Source organism: Serratia sp. CY55921, from assembly GCF_052167655.1.
Taxonomy (GTDB): Bacteria; Pseudomonadota; Gammaproteobacteria; order Enterobacterales; family Enterobacteriaceae; genus Serratia; species Serratia ureilytica.
On sequence record NZ_JBJNMU010000008.1, the window covers coordinates 1 to 18,999 of the forward strand.

Sequence of the window (18,999 nt, forward strand, 5' to 3'; positions counted from 1 at the left end):
AATAGCGCGGTGGTCCCACCTGACCCCATGCCGAACTCAGAAGTGAAACGCCGTAGCGCCGATGGTAGTGTGGGGTCTCCCCATGCGAGAGTAGGACACTGCCAGGCATCAAACAAAGCCGAAAGCCCTGAACTGACGTTCAGGGCTTTTTGCTGTGCGTAAAACGTAAAAAAGCGCAGCTACGCTGCGCCTTTCAACCACTCGACAATAAAGTCGGCGATGCTTTCCGGTTGATTGAGATCCAGCTGCTTAGCCGAAATGGATAGCGGTCGATCGCTGGCTATCGCGACGACAAACTGATCCAGCATGTCTTCCAACGGTCTGCCGATCTCGGCCCGATAAAGCAGGATCTTGCTGACCGGCTCATGTTTGAACCCTTCCACCAGAATCAAGTCGACCTTATCGGCGTCAAAGCGCCCAGCCAGATAGCGCAGATCCAAAGGTTGTTGCTCCGGCGTTTCGGTCATTAATGCCCAGCGACGATCGCTGGCGACCAGCGTTTGCTCGGCGCCTGCTTTACGCAGCTCATAGCTGTCTTTACCCGGCGTATCCACATCCATGTCGTGATGCGTATGTTTGATCAGTCCAATCCTTACCTGGCGTTGTTTCAGCAACGGGATCAGCTGTTTGAGCAGGGTCGTTTTCCCCGTTCCGCTGTAGGCGCCGATGGCCAGCAAGGGAGGCAATGAACGATTCATTTTTTGAGCTCTCGCGTTTGTTGCCAATTCAGGCAGTCAGCCGGCGTATTCAGGTTATGAAATGCCGCTTGCTGCCCGCTGAACACTACGCGTTGTGCGCCAATTTGATGCAAGAACAGCATCAGCTTGCGTTCACCGCGCGCCAGATAGTCGGCCAGCTGCGGCGCTATTTGGCTATGCAGTAACGCCAGCGTGGGGTGATCTCGTTCACCATCGCTGGCAAAGGCCGCCTGCGCCGCGCCTTTTTGCTGCCATAGCTGAGCGACTAAGTCGGCGGGAAAGTCGGGGACATCACAAGGGACGAAGACCACCCATTCGCTGGGAGCCTGTTTGAGCCCGGCCAGCATGCCTGCCAGCGGCCCGGCGAAATCGGGCGTCAGATCGCCAATCACCGGCAAACCGCTCGCCTGGTAACGTGCCTGATTGCGATTGGCGCTGATGGCGACGGAAGCCACCTGCGGGCGTAACCGAGCCAATACGTGTTGATAGAGTGCGATCCCGCCAATCGACACTAGGCCTTTGTCCTCACCGCCCATGCGCGTGGCCCGTCCGCCGGCCAAAATGACGCCGCTGATTTCTTTATGCATCTCGTTTATCCCGCCTTGTCGATGCGCTGATTGTAGCGCTAAAGCCGGCGCGACATCAGGATTTACCTTTATTGACAAGCCGGTTCTTTCACTGCGTGGGTAAGCCTGTTACTTTGTGAGTTTATTCATGCTATTGGACGATATTGAGATGAAAACGCATCGCGTAAACGAGTTGATCGAGCTGTTGCACCCGGCCTGGCAGGAAGATCCCGATCTCAATTTGATGCAGTTTTTGCAAAAGCTGGCGAAGGAAGCGGGTTTCCAGGGCGAGTTGTCCGAGTTGAGCGACGATATTCTTATTTACCATCTGAAAATGCGCGGCAGCGCCGGCACGGATCAGATCCCGGGCCTGAAGAAAGATTACGAAGAAGATTTTAAAACGGCGTTGCTGCGTGCTCGCGGCGTTATCAAGGATTGATCCTCGTGCGGTGCGAGAAAGCATAGCGCGTGAAATGCGCCATTAATGCTACTATTTCTCATTCCCGGCACCGTGCTGTCAGCGATCAAACGAACGTTATGAATAACTCAGCTTTTAATTTCGACACCCTGTCGCCTGATTTGATCATGGACGCGCTAGAAGGGATTGGCCTGCGCGTCGATTCCGGCCTGACGGCGCTGAACAGCTATGAGAATCGCGTCTATCAGTTTATGGACGAGGATCGTCGACGTTACGTGGTGAAGTTTTACCGCCCGGAGCGCTGGAGCGCCGCACAAATCAGTGAGGAACATCAGTTCGCTCTGGATCTGGCCGGCGCGGAGATCCCGGCGGTGGCGCCGCTGGCGCTGCAAGGCGCTACGCTGCATACGCACGGCGGTTTTTTCTTTGCCCTGTTCCCCAGCGTGGGGGGCCGGCAATACGAGATAGACAATCTGGATCAGTTGGAATGGGTAGGCCGTTTTCTGGGGCGTATCCATCAGGTCGGCGGCGAGCGTTTGTTTGCCGAGCGGCCAACCATGGGGATTGAAGAGTATCTTGTTGCCCCGCGTCAGGTGCTGGCCAATTGCGAGCTGTTGCCGGTGGCTCAGCGTGATGCCTTCCTGCAGGCGACGGATAACCTGATTGCGGCGATCAAGCCACACTGGCATCTGAAATGGCAGCCGCGGCGTTTGCACGGCGATTGCCATCCGGGAAATATTCTGTGGCGCGATGGCCCGCTGTTCGTCGATCTTGATGACGCGCGCAACGGCCCTGCGGTTCAGGATCTGTGGATGCTGTTGCACGGCGAACGTCGCGACCAACTGATGCAGCTGGACGTTTTGCTGGAGGCGTACGGCGAATTTGCCGAGTTCGATCAGCGCGAGCTGGCGTTAATTGAGCCACTGCGGGCGATGCGCATGGTGTATTACCTGGCCTGGGTCGCTCGCCGTTGGCAGGATCCGGCCTTCCCTAAGAGTTTTCCGTGGATGGCGGAGTCTGATTTCTGGTTATCTCAGACTGCGGCGTTTAATGAACAGGTTAAGCTGTTGCAGGAGCCTCCTCTGCAGCTGACGCCAATGTATTGAAGCTTTAACACAATGGAGAGTTTAGTCTTATGAAAAAAATATGGTTGGCGCTCGTTGGCATGGTGATGGCATTCAGCGCCTCGGCGGCACAGTTTAGCGATGGCACTCAGTACGTGACCCTGGACAAGCCGGTGACCGGTGAGCCGCAGGTGCTGGAGTTCTTCTCCTTTTACTGCCCACACTGCTACCAGTTTGAGCAGGTCTATCACGTGTCCGAGAACGTAAAAAAAGCGTTGCCTGCCGGCACCAAAATGACCAAGTACCACGTGGAGTTCCTGGGGCCGTTGGGCAAACAGCTGACTCAGGCATGGGCGGTCGCGATGGCGCTGGGCGTGGAAGACAAAGTAAGCCCGCTGATGTTTGAAGCGGTGCAGAAAACCCAGACCGTGCAAACGCCGGACGATATCCGTAACGTCTTCGTGAAAGCGGGCGTAACCGCCGCAGATTATGACGCGGCCTGGAACAGCTTCGTGGTGAAATCTCTGGTGGTTCAACAGGAGAAAGCCGCAGAAGATCTGCAGCTGCGCGGCGTGCCGGCGGTATTCGTCAACGGCAAATACATGGTTAAAAACGATGGCCTGGACACCAGCTCGATGGACGCTTACGTGAAGCAGTTCGCCGATGTGGTTAAATTCCTCAGCCAGCAGAAATAAGCCTGATTCAACATGAAAAACGCCGGCATTGCCGGCGTTTTTTTATCCGTATTGCCGCTTCAATTTATCCAGCAACCGGTCTTTTTCCTGCCACAGCGTATTCAGCCACAGCTGGAAGCGCCGCTTGAACTGTTTATCGTTGAAATAATCACCGTGCAGGGTTTCATCGATCGGTAGCGTCTCTATTCTCACCACGATACGCGTCAGGCGGCCGCACAGCATATCCAGAAAGGGCCGCTGGTTATTTTCCGGATAAAGCAGGGTGACGTTCAACACTTTGTCGAACTGATTGCCCAGCGCGCTAAGGGTAAACGCGATGCCGGCGGCTTTGGGCGCCAGCAAATTGCGATAAGGTGAATTGCTTTTAATTTTCTTGGCTTCGGTGAAGCGTGAACCTTCGACGAAATTGACGATGGTGGTTGGGCGCTGGCGGAATTTTTCGCAGGAACGGCGCGTCGTTTCGATATCCTTGCCGCGTTTTTCCGGGTGCTTGAGCAAATAGGCGCGGGAGTAACGCTTCATGAATGGCATGTCCAGCGCCCAGCAGGCCAGGCCGACAAACGGCACCCAGGCGAGCTGCTGTTTGAGGAAATACTTATTCATTGGAATATGATTTCTGAACAGCACGCATAACACGACAATGTCTGACCAACTTTCGTGGTTGCTGATCAGCAGATACCAGTTTTTGCGATCCAACCCTTCCAGCCCTTCAATATCCCAACGCAATTGCCCGTTAATGCGCAATAACAGCGCCAGCCCTTGGCACCAACACCACATCATGAAATCGGCGAAAGCCGAGATATATCGCCAAACGGCGGGAATGGGCACCACGAGTTTCACGATGCCGGCCAGCGTGATGGGGATGGAGCATAACACCGTCACCAGAATGGTAAGTATGACGGAAATGATAAAGATAACAGGCGTTAACAATCTTGGCATGATTATGGGCTGACGGTTGGTGGGAACATCGTTGCATGCCAAAGCGCATGAACAAAAACGCATTTTAACAGAAATCGTCGGGGTAAAGCGCCGCTAAAAATCACTGTTTTTCGTCTCATCGGATAACCATTTGCTGAGTTTTCGTGCAACTTGTCCAGCTTGTGCTATGGTAATTGAGGCGCCGAATTTGATTAATAGTGCGATTAAAATCCGGCGAAAGTTATATCCACAAATCCAATAAAAGCCAATAATTAAGCGTCGCCGGAATTCGTTCTTTTAACGCGGTGATTTAAATAGGAATTTTATTCGCCGTTATAACGATAATCGCAGCGTTATAATTCGGTCTCTTTTCTATGCACAAAGTTATCCACAGGTAAGATCTTGCGGATCCTCGCGCACAATCACATCATTTTCGTCCGCAATGCACGCTAAGGTTCGTCTCCGGCGGCCAGCTATGGCATGCTTACCCCTATGTCCGATCACGATAAAGAAACGCTATGGCCCAGATTGCAGAAAACCCACTAATCCTGGTTGACGGTTCCTCTTACCTCTACCGCGCTTATCACGCCTTCCCGCCGCTGACCAATTCGGCGGGCGAGCCGACCGGCGCGATGTACGGCGTGCTGAATATGCTGCGCAGTCTGCTGTTGCAGTATCAACCGAGCCACGTTGCCGTGGTGTTTGATGCCAAAGGGAAGACCTTCCGCGATGATCTGTTCGCTGAATACAAGTCGCACCGGCCGCCGATGCCGGACGATCTGCGCGCGCAGATCGAGCCGCTGCATAACATGGTCAAGGCGATGGGCCTGCCGCTGTTGGTGACGCCCGGCGTAGAGGCGGATGACGTCATCGGTACGCTGGCGCTGGAGGCTGAAAAGGCCGGCCACGCGGTGCTGATCAGCACCGGCGACAAAGACATGGCGCAGCTGGTGACGCCGAACGTCACCCTGATCAACACCATGAACAACACGATCCTCGGCCCGCAGGAAGTGTGCGACAAGTACGGCATTCCGCCGGAGCTGATCATCGACTTCCTGGCGCTGATGGGCGATTCATCGGACAACATTCCCGGCGTGCCGGGCGTGGGCGAGAAAACCGCCCAGGCGTTGCTGCAGGGTATCGGCGGCCTGGATGCGCTGTACGGCAATCTGGAGAACATCGCCACGCTGAGCTTCCGCGGCGCCAAAACCATGGCGGCCAAGCTGGAACAGAATAAAGAGGTCGCGTACCTCTCCTATAAGCTGGCGACGATCAAAACCGACGTCGAGCTGGATCTGACCTGTGCGGACCTGACGGTCTCCGCGCCGGATGTCGACACGTTGCAACAGCTGTTCAAACAGTACGAGTTCAAACGCTGGCTGGCGGACGTAGAAGCCGGCGTCTGGTTGGAAAACAAGAAAGGCGCGGGCGCGAAAGCTGCCGGCACCGCCAAACCAGCTGTAGCCGCGGAAGCGCCGAAAGCGCTGGCGGAGGCCAAGCTGTCTCAGGACGGTTATGTCACCATCCTGGACGAAGCGACCTTTACCGACTGGCTGGCGCGGTTGAAAAAAGCCGACGTGTTTGCCTTCGATACCGAAACCGATGGCCTGGATACCCTGACCGCCAATCTGATCGGCCTGTCCTTTGCGATCGCGCCGGGCGAAGCGGCTTATTTGCCGGTGGCGCACGATTATCTGGATGCGCCGGCGCAGCTGGATCGCGCTTACGTGCTGGAGACGCTCAAGCCGCTGCTGGAAGACGAGAAAGCGCTCAAGGTCGGGCAAAATCTGAAGTTCGATATGAGCCTGCTGGCGCGTTATGGCATCGAGATGCGCGGCATCGCCTACGACACCATGCTGGAGTCCTATGTGCTGGACAGCGTCGGCGGCCGTCATGATATGGACAGCCTGGCCGATCGTTATCTTGGCCACAAAACCATCACTTTCGAAGAGATCGCCGGCAAGGGCAAGAACCAGCTGACGTTCAATCAGATCGCGCTTGAGCAGGCGGCGCCATACGCTGCCGAAGACGCCGATGTCACGCTGCAGCTGCATCTGGCGATGTGGCCGCAGCTGAAACAGAGCGCGGAACTGCTGACGGTGTTCAACGAGATTGAAATGCCGCTGCTGCCGGTGCTGTCGCATATTGAACGCACCGGGGTGCTGATCGATCCGGCCATTTTATCGGCCCACTCCCAGGAGCTGGCCAAGCGTCTGGCTGAGCTGGAGGCGCAGGCCCACGAGCTGGCGGAAGAGCCGTTCAACCTGGCGTCGACCAAGCAGCTGCAGGCTATCTTGTACGAAAAACAAAAGCTGCCGGTGCTGAAGAAAACTCCGGGCGGGGCGCCATCCACCAACGAAGAAGTGCTGGCCGAGCTGGCGCTCGACTACCCGCTGCCGAAGGTGATTCTGGAATACCGCGGCCTGGCGAAGCTGAAGACCACCTATACCGACAAGCTGCCGCTGATGATCAATCCGGTCAGCGGGCGGGTGCATACCTCGTACCATCAGGCGGTGACCGCCACCGGCCGCCTCTCCTCGAGCGATCCGAACCTGCAGAACATCCCGGTGCGCAACGAAGAAGGGCGGCGCATTCGCCAGGCCTTTATTGCGCCGGAAGGCTACCGCATCGTCGCGGCCGACTACTCGCAGATCGAGCTGCGCATCATGGCGCATCTGTCTCAGGATGAAGGGCTGCTGAAGGCCTTCGCCGAAGGGAAAGACATTCACCGCGCCACGGCGTCGGAAGTTTTCGGCGTGCCGTTGGATAAAGTGACCGGCGAGCAGCGCCGCAGCGCCAAGGCGATTAACTTTGGTTTGATTTACGGCATGAGCGCCTTCGGCCTGGCGCGTCAGCTGGGGATCCCGCGTGGGGAAGCCCAGCGCTATATGGATCTCTACTTCGAACGTTACCCGGGCGTGCTGGATTACATGGAGCGCACCCGTCAGCAGGCTTCCGAGCAGGGCTATGTCAGCACGCTGGACGGCCGCCGTCTGTATCTGCCGGACGTCCGCTCCAGCAACGCCATGCGCCGCAAGGCGGCCGAGCGCGCCGCCATCAACGCCCCGATGCAGGGCACGGCGGCCGATATCATCAAGCGTGCGATGATAGAGGTCGACGCCTGGCTGCAGGGGCAGGAGAAGCCGTTGGTGCGCGCGATCATGCAGGTGCACGATGAATTGGTGTTCGAGGTGCACGAGTCGGTGATCGACGAAGCCAGCCAACGTATCCGCCAACTGATGGAAGGCAGCATGACGCTGGCGGTGCCGCTGAAGGTCGATGTGGGCGTCGGCATGAACTGGGATGAGGCGCACTGATCGCCGGGTTATCGCCGTATGCGCTAACTGGCGAGAAGCTAAGCACTTTTCGTAATTAAGCTACAAGATGCGGCGATAGTTTCCCCAACTTCGCCGTTCTTGCGTCTCAAATTGTGTAAGTAAACTACAAAAAATTCTTTTGCCCTGCGAAAAAATGATGTAGAGTTACAGGCGTAGGGTACAGAGGTAAGATGTTCTATCTTTCAGACCTTTTACTTCACGTAATCGGATTTGGCTGAATATTTAGCCGCCCCAGTCAGTATTGACTGGGGCGTTTTTTATTGTAAAAACAGCAGCAAACCATACGTTTTTCCTATCGCTCAGCCCCGACTTTCATTTCAACTTCCGCTCCCTCAATCCGCGTAATTCGGCGAAACAAGCCCGTTTTGGCGATAAGTCTTTATGATGGCTTTATTTCAAAAATGTAATTAGATAACGAAAAATCCCGCCTGCGGCCGATCTGCGGGCATAAAAAAGCCGATGCGGCGAGGCATCGGCTCAAACGTGTGATCAGGGCTTATTCGCCGATGTCCTCTTCCGGCAGCACTTCCGGCGGGATCTCGTTAAACCAGGTGTCCAGCTTCTGGCGCAGCTTGTCGACGCCGATCTTTTTCAGCGATGAGAAGGCTTCGACCTGGATATCCCCCATAAACGGCAGCACCGCTTCACGCACCATGTTGAGCTGTGCCTTGCGTGCACCGGAGGCCAGCTTGTCGGCCTTGGTCAGCAACACCAGCACCGGCGTGCCGACGTCGACCGCCCACTGGATCATCTGTTGGTCGAGATCTTTCAGCGGATGGCGGATATCCATCAGCACCACCAGCCCTTTCAGGCTGTTGCGCATCTGCAGGTATTCGCCCAGCGCGCGTTGCCATTTGCGCTTCATTTCTTCCGGCACTTCGGCGTAGCCATAACCCGGCAGGTCGACCAGACGAATGCCGTCTTCCACTTCGAACAGGTTAATCAGCTGGGTGCGCCCCGGCGTCTTACTGGTGCGCGCCAGGCTCTTTTGGTTGGTCAGCGTATTCAGCGCGCTGGATTTACCGGCGTTGGAACGGCCGGCAAAGGCGACTTCAATTCCTGCATCCCCCGGAAGATGGCGAATATCGGGTGCGCTGGTGACGAAATGGGTCACATGATAGTTGTAGTTCTTGCTGGTCAAAATTTTTCGTCTCCGTGAGGATGGCTAACTGGTTGGCGATTATAACTGCATCAGCGGTAAAAATGGCGTGTTTCTCCGTTTTTAAGCGGCGGGGCGCGATAAAACGACGGTTAAGCCGCTCGTACGTTGTGAGACATTTGCCATTCGAATCGCGGGTAATGTCGCTTTATTCGAAAGCGATATTTATTTTTCTTTTTTTAAAACAATGTGTTGTTTTTTCGTTGTGTGGAAATGTCAGTCAAATCGGCCTCTGGTGCCTTGAGCCTTCGCAACAATAACGTAAAGTACTCGTTAACGCAGGGTTGCGCAGGATTAGGGAACATCCGGGAAGGATGACAAATCTCAGGGAATGCACAGGGCGTGCAATGAGTGCCAGGATGAACGCAAAAGGAAGTGACCCTTTCGCACCGGAATAGGCGGCAGGCACATCGGATGGTGAAGTATCGGCAGTTTGGATGCCCGCAGGAAGCGCGCTCGGGAAGAGCGGATGCGAATGGATTGCGCCACGGACGATTTTCCTTTCAGGATGAAGGACGTAGTGGCAGGGAATGCGGTTATAGCAGAAGGAAAAACCGGGATGTTGCATGTACGCAAGGAGCGCGTAACAGGAATACCCTTCGCAAGAAGGTGCGAAATAGGCGGCAGGTTTAACCTGCCGCCTTTTTTCTTTGTCCGCTTTCTGCTAGATTCCGCCGCAATTCTATACTGAATCTACATACCTAAGAGCACACGCTATGAACCAGCCATCAAAAGCACCTCGCGGCAGCGCGGCGAAGTCAAAAACGAAAAAGAAAAGCCGTATGGAGCTCGATCAGGAAGCGCGTGAGCGCAAACGCCTGAAAAAACGCCGCGGTCACGCTTCCGGTTCACGCACTCAGGTCGAGTCCGGCAGCCAGAAAAACAAATCGGCGGCGGAAGCCAAAGATCCGCGTATCGGCAGTAAAGTGCCGGTTGCGCTGGTGGTCGACGAAACCAAAGTGAAGGCCAAACCGCAGCCGAAGCCAAAGGCCGAAGCGAAACCGCGCCTGTCGCCGGAAGAAGAGCTGGCGAAGCTGGAAAATGACGAACGTCTGAACGCGCTGCTGGATCGCATCGACGATGGCGAAACGCTGAACGCGCAAGAGCAGGCGTATGTCGACAAGACGCTGGATCGCATCGATGTGCTGATGGACGTGCTGGGCATCGAGCTGGGCGATGAAGACGACGAGGAAGAAGAGGAGAAGCAGGAAGATATTCTGAAGCTGCTGAAAGGCGGCAACCCGAAGGACGCTTTTTAACGCGCCATGTGGCTGATCCCGACAATAGCCCTACTCTTGATGTGTTATCTGCTGTGGTTATTCGGTAAACTATGGCGGCTGTCTAAGCGCAAAGCGCGTTTTCGCAGCGCTTCCGTGGCCAGACAGCGCAGACAACCGCCTCTCTCCCGGCCCGGTAGAAAAAGATATCGGAAGGAGTGAGCATGTCAGAGCAGACGATTGTCTGGGATTTGGCCCTGATCCAAAAATATAACTACTCAGGGCCGCGTTATACCTCATACCCCACGGCGCTGGAGTTTAACCAGCGCTACGACGAAGCGGCGTTTCAACGCGCCGCGGCGCGCTACCCTGAGCGCCCGCTGTCGCTGTACGTGCATATCCCTTTCTGCCATAAGCTGTGCTACTTCTGCGGCTGCAACAAACTGGTGACGCGTCAGACGCACAAGGCCGATGAATACCTGAATGTCCTGGCGCAAGAGATCGCCAGCCGTGCGCCGCTGTTCGCCGGCCGCAAGGTTGGCCAGATGCACTGGGGCGGCGGTACGCCAACCTACCTGGACAAGGCGCAAATCAGCCGGCTGGTGGCGCTGCTGCGCGAACATTTTGATTTTCTGCCCGATGCGGAGATGTCGATCGAAGTCGATCCGCGCGAGATAGCGCTGGATGTGCTCGATCATTTACGCGCCGAAGGCTTTAACCGCCTGAGCATGGGGGTGCAGGATTTCAACAAGCAGGTGCAGGCGTTGGTCAACCGCGAGCAGGATGAAGCCTTTATCTTCGCCCTGATCGAGCGGGCCAAAGTGCTGGGCTTCCGCTCGACCAATATTGATCTGATCTACGGCCTGCCGAAACAGACGCCGGAAAGCTTCGCCTTCACGCTGCAGCGGGTGGCTGAACTGAATCCCGATCGCCTCAGCGTGTTCAACTACGCGCATATGCCGAATTTATTCGCAGCCCAGCGCAAAATCAAAGATGCCGATCTGCCCAGCGCGCAGCAGAAGCTGGATATCCTGCAGCAAAGCATCGCGTTCCTGACTGACGCCGGCTATCAGTTTATTGGCATGGATCACTTTGCACGCCCGGACGATGAGCTGGCGATTGCGCAACGCGAAGGCAAGCTGCACCGCAATTTCCAGGGCTACACCACCCAGGGCGACAGCGATCTGCTGGGGTTGGGCGTGTCGGCCATCAGCATGCTCGGCGACAGCTATGCGCAGAACCAGAAAGAGCTGAAGCATTACTATGAGAGCGTACCGGCGCAGGGCAACGCCCTGTGGCGCGGGTTGGCGCTGACGGACGACGATTGCCTGCGGCGCGATCTGATCAAAACGTTGATCTGCAACTTCCGGTTGGCGTATCAGCCACTTGAACGGCAATACGGCATCGATTTCACCGCTTACTTCGCCGAAGACCTGCAGCTGCTGGCGCCGTTTGAACGCGATGGGCTGGTGGAGCGCGACGAGCAAGGCATTCGCGTTACGCCGCGCGGGCGGTTGCTGATCCGCAATATCTGCATGTGCTTCGACCGCTATCTGCGGCAACAGGCGCGCAGCCAGCAGTTCTCTCGGGTGATCTGAGGATGAAAAAACAGCCGCTGATGCGGCTGTTTTTTTAACTGAAGAAGTTAATCAGCGCGGCGCACAACACCGCGGCGACCGCCGCCTGCGGGGTGTGGCTGGCGGCGGAGCCCAGCTCCGCGCCCTGAGAAATGAACACGATGAATGAGTCCAGCATCGTCAACCTCCGGAGTGTGCGACACGATCATACTGCGCCCGCACCGGCTGTAAAGTCTGCGGTTGGCGTTTTTTTGTGCGCTGGGCTGCGTTTTTTATCATCAACCTCAGCGCCTATTCCATGCCCAGTTCTTTGAGCTTGCGGGTCAGGGTATTGCGCCCCCAGCCCAGCAGGCGTGCGGCTTCCTGTTTGTGCCCCTGGGTGTGACGCAAGGCGGTGGTGAGCAGTGTACGCTCCATCTCCGGCTGGGCTTCCGACAGCAGATTTTGATGACCGGAACGCAGCGCGCGATCGGCCCACTGCGCCAGCAGCGTGGCCCAGCTGTCCGGCAGGCTGTGGCTGGGGCTCTCCGGTGCGGCGGTTTCGAACAGTTCGCTCGGCAGATCCTGAATCAGCACCTCTTGCCCGGCGGCCATCACCGTCAGCCAGCGGCAGGTATTCTCCAGCTGGCGCACGTTCCCCGGCCAAGGCAGGCGGGTCAGCGCGGTTTCTGTTTCCGGATGCAGGTTCTTGGCCTCTACGCCCAGCTCCTTGGCGGCGATCTGCAGGAAGTGGCGCGCCAGCCGCGGGATGTCTTCCCGACGCTCGCGCAGCGGCGGCAGGTGTACGCGGATCACGTTCAGGCGGTGGAACAGATCCTCGCGGAACTTGCCTTCCTGTACCCGTAATTCCAGGTTCTGGTGCGTGGCGGCGATGATGCGCACGTCGACCTTCACCGGCGCATAGCCGCCGACCCGGTAGAACTGGCCGTCCGCCAGCACCCGCAGCAGGCGCGTTTGCACGTCGAGCGGCATATCGCCGATCTCGTCGAGGAACAGCGTGCCGCCGTCGGCCTGTTCAAAGCGCCCCTGACGGATTTGGTTCGCGCCGGTGAAGGCGCCTTTCTCGTGGCCGAACAGCTCGGACTCGATCAGATCCTTGGGAATAGCGGCCATGTTCAGGGCGATGAACGGCGACTTGGCGCGCGGGCTGTGGCGGTGCAGCGCATGCGCCACCAGCTCTTTGCCGGTGCCGGATTCGCCGTTGATCAGCACGCTGATCGACGAACGCGACAGCCGGCCGATGATGCGAAACACGTCCTGCATCGCCGGCGCTTCGCCGATGATGTCCGCCGCCGGATCGCTGGCCGGCTGGCTGCGTACCGGCTGCTGCTGCTCTTGATAATGGCTGATGGCGCGCTCGACCAGCGCCACCGCTTCGTCGATGTCGAACGGTTTCGGCAGGTAGTCGAAGGCCCCTTGCTGATAGGCGCTGACGGCCGCGTCCAAATCCGAATGCGCGGTCATGATGATCACCGGCAGCATCGGGTGGCGCTGTTTGATCTGCTTGAGCAGCGCCAGACCATCGATGCCCGGCATACGGATATCGGACAGCAACACGTCGGGAGTTTGCGTGGCCAAGGCTTCCAGCACGTCATTGCCGCCTTCGAAGGTGGCGCAGCTCATGCCCGCGCCGGTGAGCGCGCGCTCAAGCACCCAGCGGATGGAGCTATCGTCATCGACGATCCAGACTATCCCTCGTTGCATTGCAAACCTCACTGACGAATGGGCAGGTAGACCGAGAATTCGGTATGACCTGGCCAACTGTTGAACTCAATTTTTCCGCAATGCTGATCGATCAGATTGCGGGCGATGGATAATCCCAGGCCGGTACCGCCCTCACGGCCGCTGACCATCGGGTAGAACAGCGTGTCCTGCAGCTGCGCCGGCACGCCGGGGCCGTCGTCTTCGACATCGATACGCGCCGCCAGGCGATAGCGGGTGCCGTGCAACGTTATCTGAAACGCGGTGCGGGTGCGCAGCGTAATGGTGCCGCCCGCCTCGCCCAAGGCCTGCAGCGCATTGCGGGTGATGTTCAGCAGCACCTGTTCTATCTGATCCGGGTCGTGGGCCATTTCCGGCAGGCTGGGATCGTAGTCGCGCACCAGCGTGACGTTATCCGGCATTTCCAGCGACACCAGCTGGCAGACGCGCTCCGCGACCTGATGGATGCTCTGGGTGATGTGCTGACCGGGGCGCTGCGGCCCGAGCAGACGATCCACCAGATTGCGCAGCCGATCGGCCTGCTCAATGATCACCTTGGTGTATTCGGTCAGCGCCGGATCGGGCAGCGCTTTGGCCAGCAGCTGTGCCGCGCCGCGCAGGCCGCCCAGCGGGTTTTTAATCTCGTGCGCCAAACCGCGTACCAGATCGCGGGCGGCCACCTGTTGGGCATGCTGCAGCTGTTCCTGGCTCAGGCGGCGCTGATTGTCCATCGGTGCCAGCTCGACCAGGATATAGCCTTCCGGCAGCGCCTGAGCGGTCAGGGAAAGAATATGCGCGCGGCCATCGACCACCAGGGTCACTTCGTTGTCGGTGAAGCCCTGACCAGCGCGCAGGCTTTCACGCATCAGAGAGACGTTCAGCGAAAAATAACCGAGCAAATCGGGCAGCGGCGTGCCGAACAGCTTGCGGGAGCTTTGCGCCAGCAGCTGCTGTGCCGCAGGGTTGGCGTAGTGAACCGCCAGTGAGTCATCCAACAGCAGGATGCTGTTGATGAGTGAATTGAGGATCTGCCCAGCATCGGGCAGCTTGCCAGTTGCCATACAGCAGACTCCTGCACCTTTTTAGTGCATCTATCCTACTCCATCCGGGATCGGCGCGGTATGGAATAGTTTTGCAGAAAATACGGTGGAGAAAAAAACCCATCCGAAGATGGGCTGAAAGTTTCCACGGCAACAAAAAAGCGATAACAAAAATTGTGGGCGCCGTCCGCCTTTGCAGACGGCGCGGGTAGGGCTTAGACGCTGTAGTACAGTTCGAACTCGACCGGGTGTGGCGTCATGCGAACGCGGTCCATCTCTTCTTTGCGCAGTTCGATGTAGGCATCGATCGCATCGTCGGTGAACACGCCGCCGCGGGTCAGGAACTCGCGGTCTTCGTTCAGCGCGGCCATCGCTTCGTCCAGCGAGCCGGCCACTTTTGGGATCTCGGCTTCTTCTTCCGGCGGCAGGTCGTACAGGTTTTTGTCCATGGCGTCGCCAGGGTGGATCTTGTTGATGATGCCGTCCAGGCCGGCCATCAGCAGTGCGGCGAAGCACAGGTATGGGTTAGCCGCCGGATCCGGGAAGCGGGCTTCGATGCGGCGCGCTTTCGGGCTGGCGACCACCGGGATGCGGATGGACGCGGAGCGGTTACGGGCGGAGTAGGCCAGCATCACCGGCGCTTCGTAGCCTGGCACCAGACGTTTGTACGAGTTGGTGGTCGGGTTTGCCAACGCGTTGATCGCCTTGGCGTGCTTGATGATGCCGCCGATGTAGAACAGCGCGGTTTCAGACAGGCCGCCGTATTTGTCGCCGGCGAACAGGTTGGTGCCGTTCTTGGACAGCGACATGTGGCAGTGCATGCCGGAACCGTTGTCGCCGAACATGGGTTTCGGCATGAAGGTCGCGGTTTTACCGAAGGCGTGCGCCACGTTGTGCACCACGTACTTGTAGATCTGAATTTCGTCGGCTTTCTTGGTCATGGTGTTGAAGCGGGTCGCCACTTCGTTCTGACCGGCGGTCGCCACTTCGTGGTGGTGCGCTTCAACCACCAGGCCCATCTCTTCCATGGTCAGACACATGGTGGAACGCAGATCCTGCGAAGAGTCGACCGGTGGAACCGGGAAATAACCGCCTTTCACCGCCGGACGGTGGCCTTTGTTGCCGCCGTCGTATTGAGTGCCGGAGTTCCAGGCGCCTTCGATGTCGTCGATGGCCACGTGGGAACCGCGGATGCTGCTGCCGAAGCGGATGTCGTCGAACAGGAAGAACTCAGGCTCTGGCCCGAACAGCACGGTGTCCGCGATGCCGGAGGAGCGCAGGAAGTCTTCGGCGCGTTTGGAGATGGAGCGCGGGTCGCGATCGTAGCCTTGCATGGTGCCCGGCTCGAGAATGTCGCAGCGAATGATCAGCGTAGGTTCTTCGAAGAACGGATCCAGAACCGCCGTGCTGGCATCCGGCATCAGTACCATGTCAGATTCGTTGATGCCCTTCCAACCACCGATAGAGGAGCCGTCAAACATTTTGCCTTCTTCGAAGAAGTCGGCGTTTACCTGATGAGCCGGGATAGTCACGTGCTGTTCCTTACCCTTGGTGTCAGTGAAACGCAGGTCTACGAATTTCACTTCATGCTCATTCAGCATCGTCAAAACGTGTTCAGCGGACATACTTAACTCTCCCGGTTTATCATTGTCGTCGTCGTGGAACGAATCTGTGGAACTGGCTTTTTTTCGCCTTGAAAAGACTAAAGCGAAAAGCGTGCCAACTTTTTAAAAAGGCTTTCATCGCCTTTCTGCGCGGGTTTTACCCAGACACAGTATGCACCATCAGCGATAATTTGCACCGTAATGGTGCAATAAGGGTGGAGGTGGGCACTGAAATGGTGCAAAAGTGCAACGATTGCGGCTTTTTGCACCGTGAAAGGGATCACAAACTGACCGGTACGCGGTTGTTTATAAGAGATGGTTGTGATCTTGTTTAGTCCCTCGCTTAATACGTGTACAATAGCGCGCTATTTCTAATGCCCGAGGCAAAGCTGTGATCGAAAATTTGCGTAACATCGCCATTATTGCCCACGTTGACCATGGTAAAACCACCCTGGTTGACAAGCTGCTGCAACAATCCGGTACTTTCGGAGAGCGTGCGGAAGCCACCGAACGCGTAATGGACTCCAACGATTTGGAGAAAGAGCGTGGGATTACCATCCTCGCAAAAAACACCGCCATTAATTGGAATGGTTACCGCATCAACATCGTGGATACCCCAGGACACGCCGACTTCGGCGGTGAGGTAGAGCGCGTGATGTCGATGGTTGACTCGGTGCTGCTGGTTGTGGATGCAATGGATGGCCCTATGCCGCAAACCCGCTTCGTGACCAAAAAGGCGTTCGCCAACGGTCTGAAGCCGATCGTGGTAATCAACAAGGTTGACCGCCCTGGCGCACGCCCTGACTGGGTTGTGGATCAGGTGTTCGACCTGTTCGTAAATCTCGACGCGACCGACGAGCAGCTCGACTTCCCGATCATCTACGCTTCTGCGCTGAACGGCATCGCCGGCGTCGACCACACCGACATGGCGGAAGACATGACCCCGCTGTATCAGGCGATCGTCGACCACGTGTCTGCGCCGCAGGTTGAGCTGGAAGCGCCATTCCAGATGCAGATCTCCCAGTTGGACTACAACAACTACCTGGGCGTTATCGGCATCGGCCGCATCAAGCGCGGTAAAGTGAAGCCGAACCAGCAGGTCACCATCATCGACAGCGAAGGTAAAACTCGCAACGGTAAAGTGGGTAAAGTGCTGGGTCACCTGGGTCTGGAGCGTATCGACAGCACCCTGGCGGAAGCGGGCGACATCATCGCCATCACCGGCCTGGGCGAGCTGAACATCTCCGACACCATCTGCGACACCAACGCCGTAGAAGCGCTGCCGGCGCTGTCCGTCGACGAACCGACCGTAACCATGTTCTTCAACGTCAACACCTCGCCGTTCTGCGGTAAAGAAGGTAAGTACGTGACGTCGCGTCAGATCCTTGACCGTCTGAACAAAGAGCTGGTGCACAACGTGGCGCTGCGCGTTGAAGAAACCGATGATGCTGACGCCTTCCGCGTATCCGGTCGTGGCGAGCTGCACCTGTCGGTGCTGATCGAAAACATGCGCCGTGAAGGTTTCGAGCTGGCGGTTTCCCGTCCGAAAGTTATCTTCCGCGAAATCGATGGCCGCAAGCAGGAGCCATTCGAGAACGTGACGCTGGATATCGAAGAGCAGCATCAGGGTTCCGTGATGCAGGCGATGGGTGAGCGTAAAGCCGACCTGAAAAACATGGATCCGGACGGTAAGGGCCGCGTGCGTCTCGACTACGTGATCCCAAGCCGCGGTCTGATCGGCTTCCGTAACGAATTCATGACCATGACTTCGGGTACCGGTCTGCTGTACTCCACCTTCAGCCACTACGACGACGTGCGTCCGGGCGAAGTGGGCCAGCGTCAGAACGGCGTGCTGATCTCCAACGGCCAGGGCAAAGCGGTCGCGTTCGCGCTGTTCGGCCTGCAGGATCGCGGCAAGCTGTTCCTGGGCCACGGTGCGGAAGTGTATGAAGGCCAGATCATCGGTATTCACTCACGTTCCAACGACCTGACCGTAAACTGCCTGACCGGTAAGAAGCTGACCAACATGCGTGCTTCCGGTACCGACGAAGCGACTACCCTGGTTCCGGCGATCAAAATGACCCTGGAGCAAGCTCTGGAGTTCATCGATGACGACGAACTGGTAGAAGTGACGCCAACCTCGATCCGTATCCGTAAGCGTCACCTGACGGAAAACGATCGTAAGCGTGCCAGCCGCGGTCCAAAAGACGCTTAATCGCTGATTGAGTGTCTCATGCTTAGGGCGCGGTTCTCGCGCCCTGAGTTTTTTCCTCTGTTGTTCCCCGTTTGTGCGGCGCGCTATGCGCTTTTCCGTTCGCTCCCTGTTCAGCTGTTCCTTTTCCCGCTACAGTGAAATCTCACCGGCCCATCAGGAGAGGACTATGCTGTATATCTTTGATTTAGGTAATGTGATCGTCGATATCGATTTCAAGCGTGTGCTGGGCGTGTGGAGCAATTTGAGCGGCACGCCGTTGGCGGTGCTGTCCGATCGTTTCACCATGGGTGAGGTGTTCCAGCAGCATGAGCGCGGTGAAATCAGCGACGAAGACTTCGCCGGCAAACTGTGCGATGAAATGGGCATCGCGCTCAGCTTTGAGCAGTTCGCTACCGGCTGGCAGGCGGTATTCGTCGCGCTGCGCCCGGAGGTGATCGACATCATGCAGCGCCTGCGCAACGAAGGTCACCGGGTGGTGGTGCTGTCGAACACCAACCGTCTGCACTGCAATTACTGGCCGCAGCATTACCCTGAAGTGGCCGCCGCCGCCGATCATCTCTATTTGTCGCAAGATCTCGGCATGCGCAAACCTGAAGCTGACATCTACCGGCATGTGCTGGCTGCGGAAAACACCGCCGCCGCCGACGCGGTGTTCTTTGACGATCACCCGGCGAACGTCCTCGCCGCGCAGGCGCTGGGGATCAAGACGGTGCACGTCACCGATCGCGACGTGGTGCCGGCCTATTTTGCTCAATGAGCGCAGGGCGCGTTAAGCTTAAGGCGTATCAA

Annotated in this window: 17 protein-coding genes and 1 rRNA gene; 10 read left to right on the forward strand and 8 right to left on the reverse strand. The window is 57.3% G+C overall.

Going from position 1 to position 18,999, the window contains the following annotated elements:
- Window positions 1–107: ribosomal RNA gene (rrf, locus tag ACJ8M3_RS22700) — 5S ribosomal RNA — on the forward strand; the annotation flags it as partial.
- Window positions 108–179: 72 nt separating this feature from the next.
- Here rrf and mobB read toward each other — a convergent pair.
- Window positions 180–698, reverse strand: coding sequence for a molybdopterin-guanine dinucleotide biosynthesis protein MobB (gene mobB, locus ACJ8M3_RS22705; RefSeq protein WP_089197562.1), 519 nt, complete (start codon window positions 696–698; stop codon window positions 180–182).
- Complete coding sequence (gene mobA, locus ACJ8M3_RS22710; RefSeq protein WP_033645168.1) at window positions 695–1,285, reverse strand: molybdenum cofactor guanylyltransferase MobA; 591 nt, start codon at window positions 1,283–1,285, stop codon at window positions 695–697. The genes mobB and mobA overlap by 4 nt, the downstream gene beginning before the upstream one ends.
- A 148-nt stretch (window positions 1,286–1,433) precedes the next feature.
- Between mobA and ACJ8M3_RS22715 the strand changes: the two genes are divergently transcribed.
- From ACJ8M3_RS22715 to dsbA, 3 genes are all read left to right on the forward strand, one after another.
- Window positions 1,434–1,703, forward strand: a complete 270-nt coding sequence (locus tag ACJ8M3_RS22715; RefSeq protein WP_004931268.1) for a YihD family protein — start codon at window positions 1,434–1,436, stop codon at window positions 1,701–1,703.
- Between the two features lie 98 nt (window positions 1,704–1,801).
- Window positions 1,802–2,788 (forward strand): serine/threonine protein kinase, encoded by a 987-nt coding sequence (locus ACJ8M3_RS22720; RefSeq protein WP_089197561.1) that lies wholly within the window; start codon window positions 1,802–1,804, stop codon window positions 2,786–2,788.
- A gap of 29 nt (window positions 2,789–2,817) precedes the next feature.
- The gene (gene dsbA, locus ACJ8M3_RS22725; RefSeq protein WP_025304721.1) at window positions 2,818–3,441 is read left to right on the forward strand and encodes a thiol:disulfide interchange protein DsbA; all 624 of its coding nucleotides are present in this window, start codon (window positions 2,818–2,820) and stop codon (window positions 3,439–3,441) included.
- Between the two features lie 42 nt (window positions 3,442–3,483).
- On the opposite strand, the gene ACJ8M3_RS22730 is transcribed toward dsbA, so the two are convergent.
- Window positions 3,484–4,380, reverse strand: a complete 897-nt coding sequence (locus tag ACJ8M3_RS22730; RefSeq protein ID WP_033645170.1) for an acyltransferase — start codon at window positions 4,378–4,380, stop codon at window positions 3,484–3,486.
- A 497-nt stretch (window positions 4,381–4,877) separates the two neighbouring features.
- Between ACJ8M3_RS22730 and polA the strand changes: the two genes are divergently transcribed.
- Together polA and ACJ8M3_RS22740 are read left to right on the forward strand one after the other, a co-directional pair.
- Window positions 4,878–7,676, forward strand: coding sequence for a DNA polymerase I (gene polA, locus ACJ8M3_RS22735; protein ID WP_089197560.1), 2,799 nt, complete (start codon window positions 4,878–4,880; stop codon window positions 7,674–7,676).
- A gap of 191 nt (window positions 7,677–7,867) precedes the next feature.
- On the forward strand, window positions 7,868–7,915 hold the full coding sequence (locus ACJ8M3_RS22740) for a spot 42 RNA, inhibition of DNA synthesis (RefSeq protein WP_071892919.1): 48 nt from the start codon (window positions 7,868–7,870) through the stop codon (window positions 7,913–7,915).
- A 278-nt stretch (window positions 7,916–8,193) separates the two neighbouring features.
- Here ACJ8M3_RS22740 and yihA read toward each other — a convergent pair whose 3' ends face one another.
- Window positions 8,194–8,838 (reverse strand): ribosome biogenesis GTP-binding protein YihA/YsxC, encoded by a 645-nt coding sequence (gene yihA, locus ACJ8M3_RS22745; RefSeq protein WP_004931258.1) that lies wholly within the window; start codon window positions 8,836–8,838, stop codon window positions 8,194–8,196.
- A 734-nt stretch (window positions 8,839–9,572) separates the two neighbouring features.
- Between yihA and yihI the strand changes: the two genes are divergently transcribed.
- Together yihI and hemN are read left to right on the forward strand one after the other, a co-directional pair.
- Entirely contained in the window at window positions 9,573–10,115 is a 543-nt protein-coding gene (gene yihI, locus ACJ8M3_RS22750) for a Der GTPase-activating protein YihI (RefSeq protein WP_015379455.1), read from the forward strand.
- A 182-nt stretch (window positions 10,116–10,297) separates the two neighbouring features.
- A complete protein-coding gene (hemN, locus tag ACJ8M3_RS22755; protein WP_089197559.1) occupies window positions 10,298–11,671 on the forward strand; it encodes an oxygen-independent coproporphyrinogen III oxidase in 1,374 nt (457 codons plus the stop codon).
- Window positions 11,672–11,705: 34 nt separating this feature from the next.
- Here hemN and ACJ8M3_RS22760 read toward each other — a convergent pair whose 3' ends face one another.
- From ACJ8M3_RS22760 to glnA, 4 genes are all read right to left on the reverse strand, one after another.
- The gene (locus tag ACJ8M3_RS22760) at window positions 11,706–11,828 is read right to left on the reverse strand and encodes a YshB family small membrane protein (RefSeq protein ID WP_015379453.1); all 123 of its coding nucleotides are present in this window, start codon (window positions 11,826–11,828) and stop codon (window positions 11,706–11,708) included.
- Window positions 11,829–11,941: 113 nt separating this feature from the next.
- A complete protein-coding gene (gene glnG / locus ACJ8M3_RS22765; protein ID WP_033652266.1) occupies window positions 11,942–13,354 on the reverse strand; it encodes a nitrogen regulation protein NR(I) in 1,413 nt (470 codons plus the stop codon).
- An 8-nt stretch (window positions 13,355–13,362) separates the two neighbouring features.
- Entirely contained in the window at window positions 13,363–14,412 is a 1,050-nt protein-coding gene (gene glnL, locus ACJ8M3_RS22770; protein ID WP_004931246.1) for a nitrogen regulation protein NR(II), read from the reverse strand.
- Window positions 14,413–14,606: 194 nt separating this feature from the next.
- On the reverse strand, window positions 14,607–16,016 hold the full coding sequence (gene glnA / locus ACJ8M3_RS22775) for a glutamate--ammonia ligase (RefSeq protein ID WP_033645173.1): 1,410 nt from the start codon (window positions 16,014–16,016) through the stop codon (window positions 14,607–14,609).
- 370 nt (window positions 16,017–16,386) lie between these two features.
- Here glnA and typA point away from each other — a divergent pair, with 370 nt between their 5' ends.
- Entirely contained in the window at window positions 16,387–18,210 is a 1,824-nt protein-coding gene (typA, locus tag ACJ8M3_RS22780) for a ribosome-dependent GTPase TypA (protein WP_004931243.1), read from the forward strand.
- 166 nt (window positions 18,211–18,376) lie between these two features.
- The gene (gene yihX, locus ACJ8M3_RS22785) at window positions 18,377–18,967 is read left to right on the forward strand and encodes a glucose-1-phosphatase (RefSeq protein WP_033645174.1); all 591 of its coding nucleotides are present in this window, start codon (window positions 18,377–18,379) and stop codon (window positions 18,965–18,967) included.
- The last annotated feature ends 32 nt before the right edge of the window (window positions 18,968–18,999 follow it).

Bases quoted from the DNA above. Each gene is read 5' to 3' on its own strand.
- mobB (WP_089197562.1), bottom strand. From the start codon at position 698: ATGAATCGTTCATTGCCTCCCTTGCTGGCCATCGGCGCCTACAGCGGA.
- polA (WP_089197560.1), top strand. From the start codon at position 4,878: ATGGCCCAGATTGCAGAAAACCCACTAATCCTGGTTGACGGTTCCTCT.
- dsbA (WP_025304721.1), top strand. From the start codon at position 2,818: ATGAAAAAAATATGGTTGGCGCTCGTTGGCATGGTGATGGCATTCAGC.
- ACJ8M3_RS22730 (WP_033645170.1), bottom strand. From the start codon at position 4,380: ATGCCAAGATTGTTAACGCCTGTTATCTTTATCATTTCCGTCATACTT.
- ACJ8M3_RS22720 (WP_089197561.1), top strand. From the start codon at position 1,802: ATGAATAACTCAGCTTTTAATTTCGACACCCTGTCGCCTGATTTGATC.
- mobA (WP_033645168.1), bottom strand. From the start codon at position 1,285: ATGCATAAAGAAATCAGCGGCGTCATTTTGGCCGGCGGACGGGCCACG.
- yihI (WP_015379455.1), top strand. From the start codon at position 9,573: ATGAACCAGCCATCAAAAGCACCTCGCGGCAGCGCGGCGAAGTCAAAA.
- ACJ8M3_RS22760 (WP_015379453.1), bottom strand. From the start codon at position 11,828: ATGCTGGACTCATTCATCGTGTTCATTTCTCAGGGCGCGGAGCTGGGC.
- hemN (WP_089197559.1), top strand. From the start codon at position 10,298: ATGTCAGAGCAGACGATTGTCTGGGATTTGGCCCTGATCCAAAAATAT.
- glnL (WP_004931246.1), bottom strand. From the start codon at position 14,412: ATGGCAACTGGCAAGCTGCCCGATGCTGGGCAGATCCTCAATTCACTC.
- glnA (WP_033645173.1), bottom strand. From the start codon at position 16,016: ATGTCCGCTGAACACGTTTTGACGATGCTGAATGAGCATGAAGTGAAA.
- yihX (WP_033645174.1), top strand. From the start codon at position 18,377: ATGCTGTATATCTTTGATTTAGGTAATGTGATCGTCGATATCGATTTC.
- glnG (WP_033652266.1), bottom strand. From the start codon at position 13,354: ATGCAACGAGGGATAGTCTGGATCGTCGATGACGATAGCTCCATCCGC.
- ACJ8M3_RS22715 (WP_004931268.1), top strand. From the start codon at position 1,434: ATGAAAACGCATCGCGTAAACGAGTTGATCGAGCTGTTGCACCCGGCC.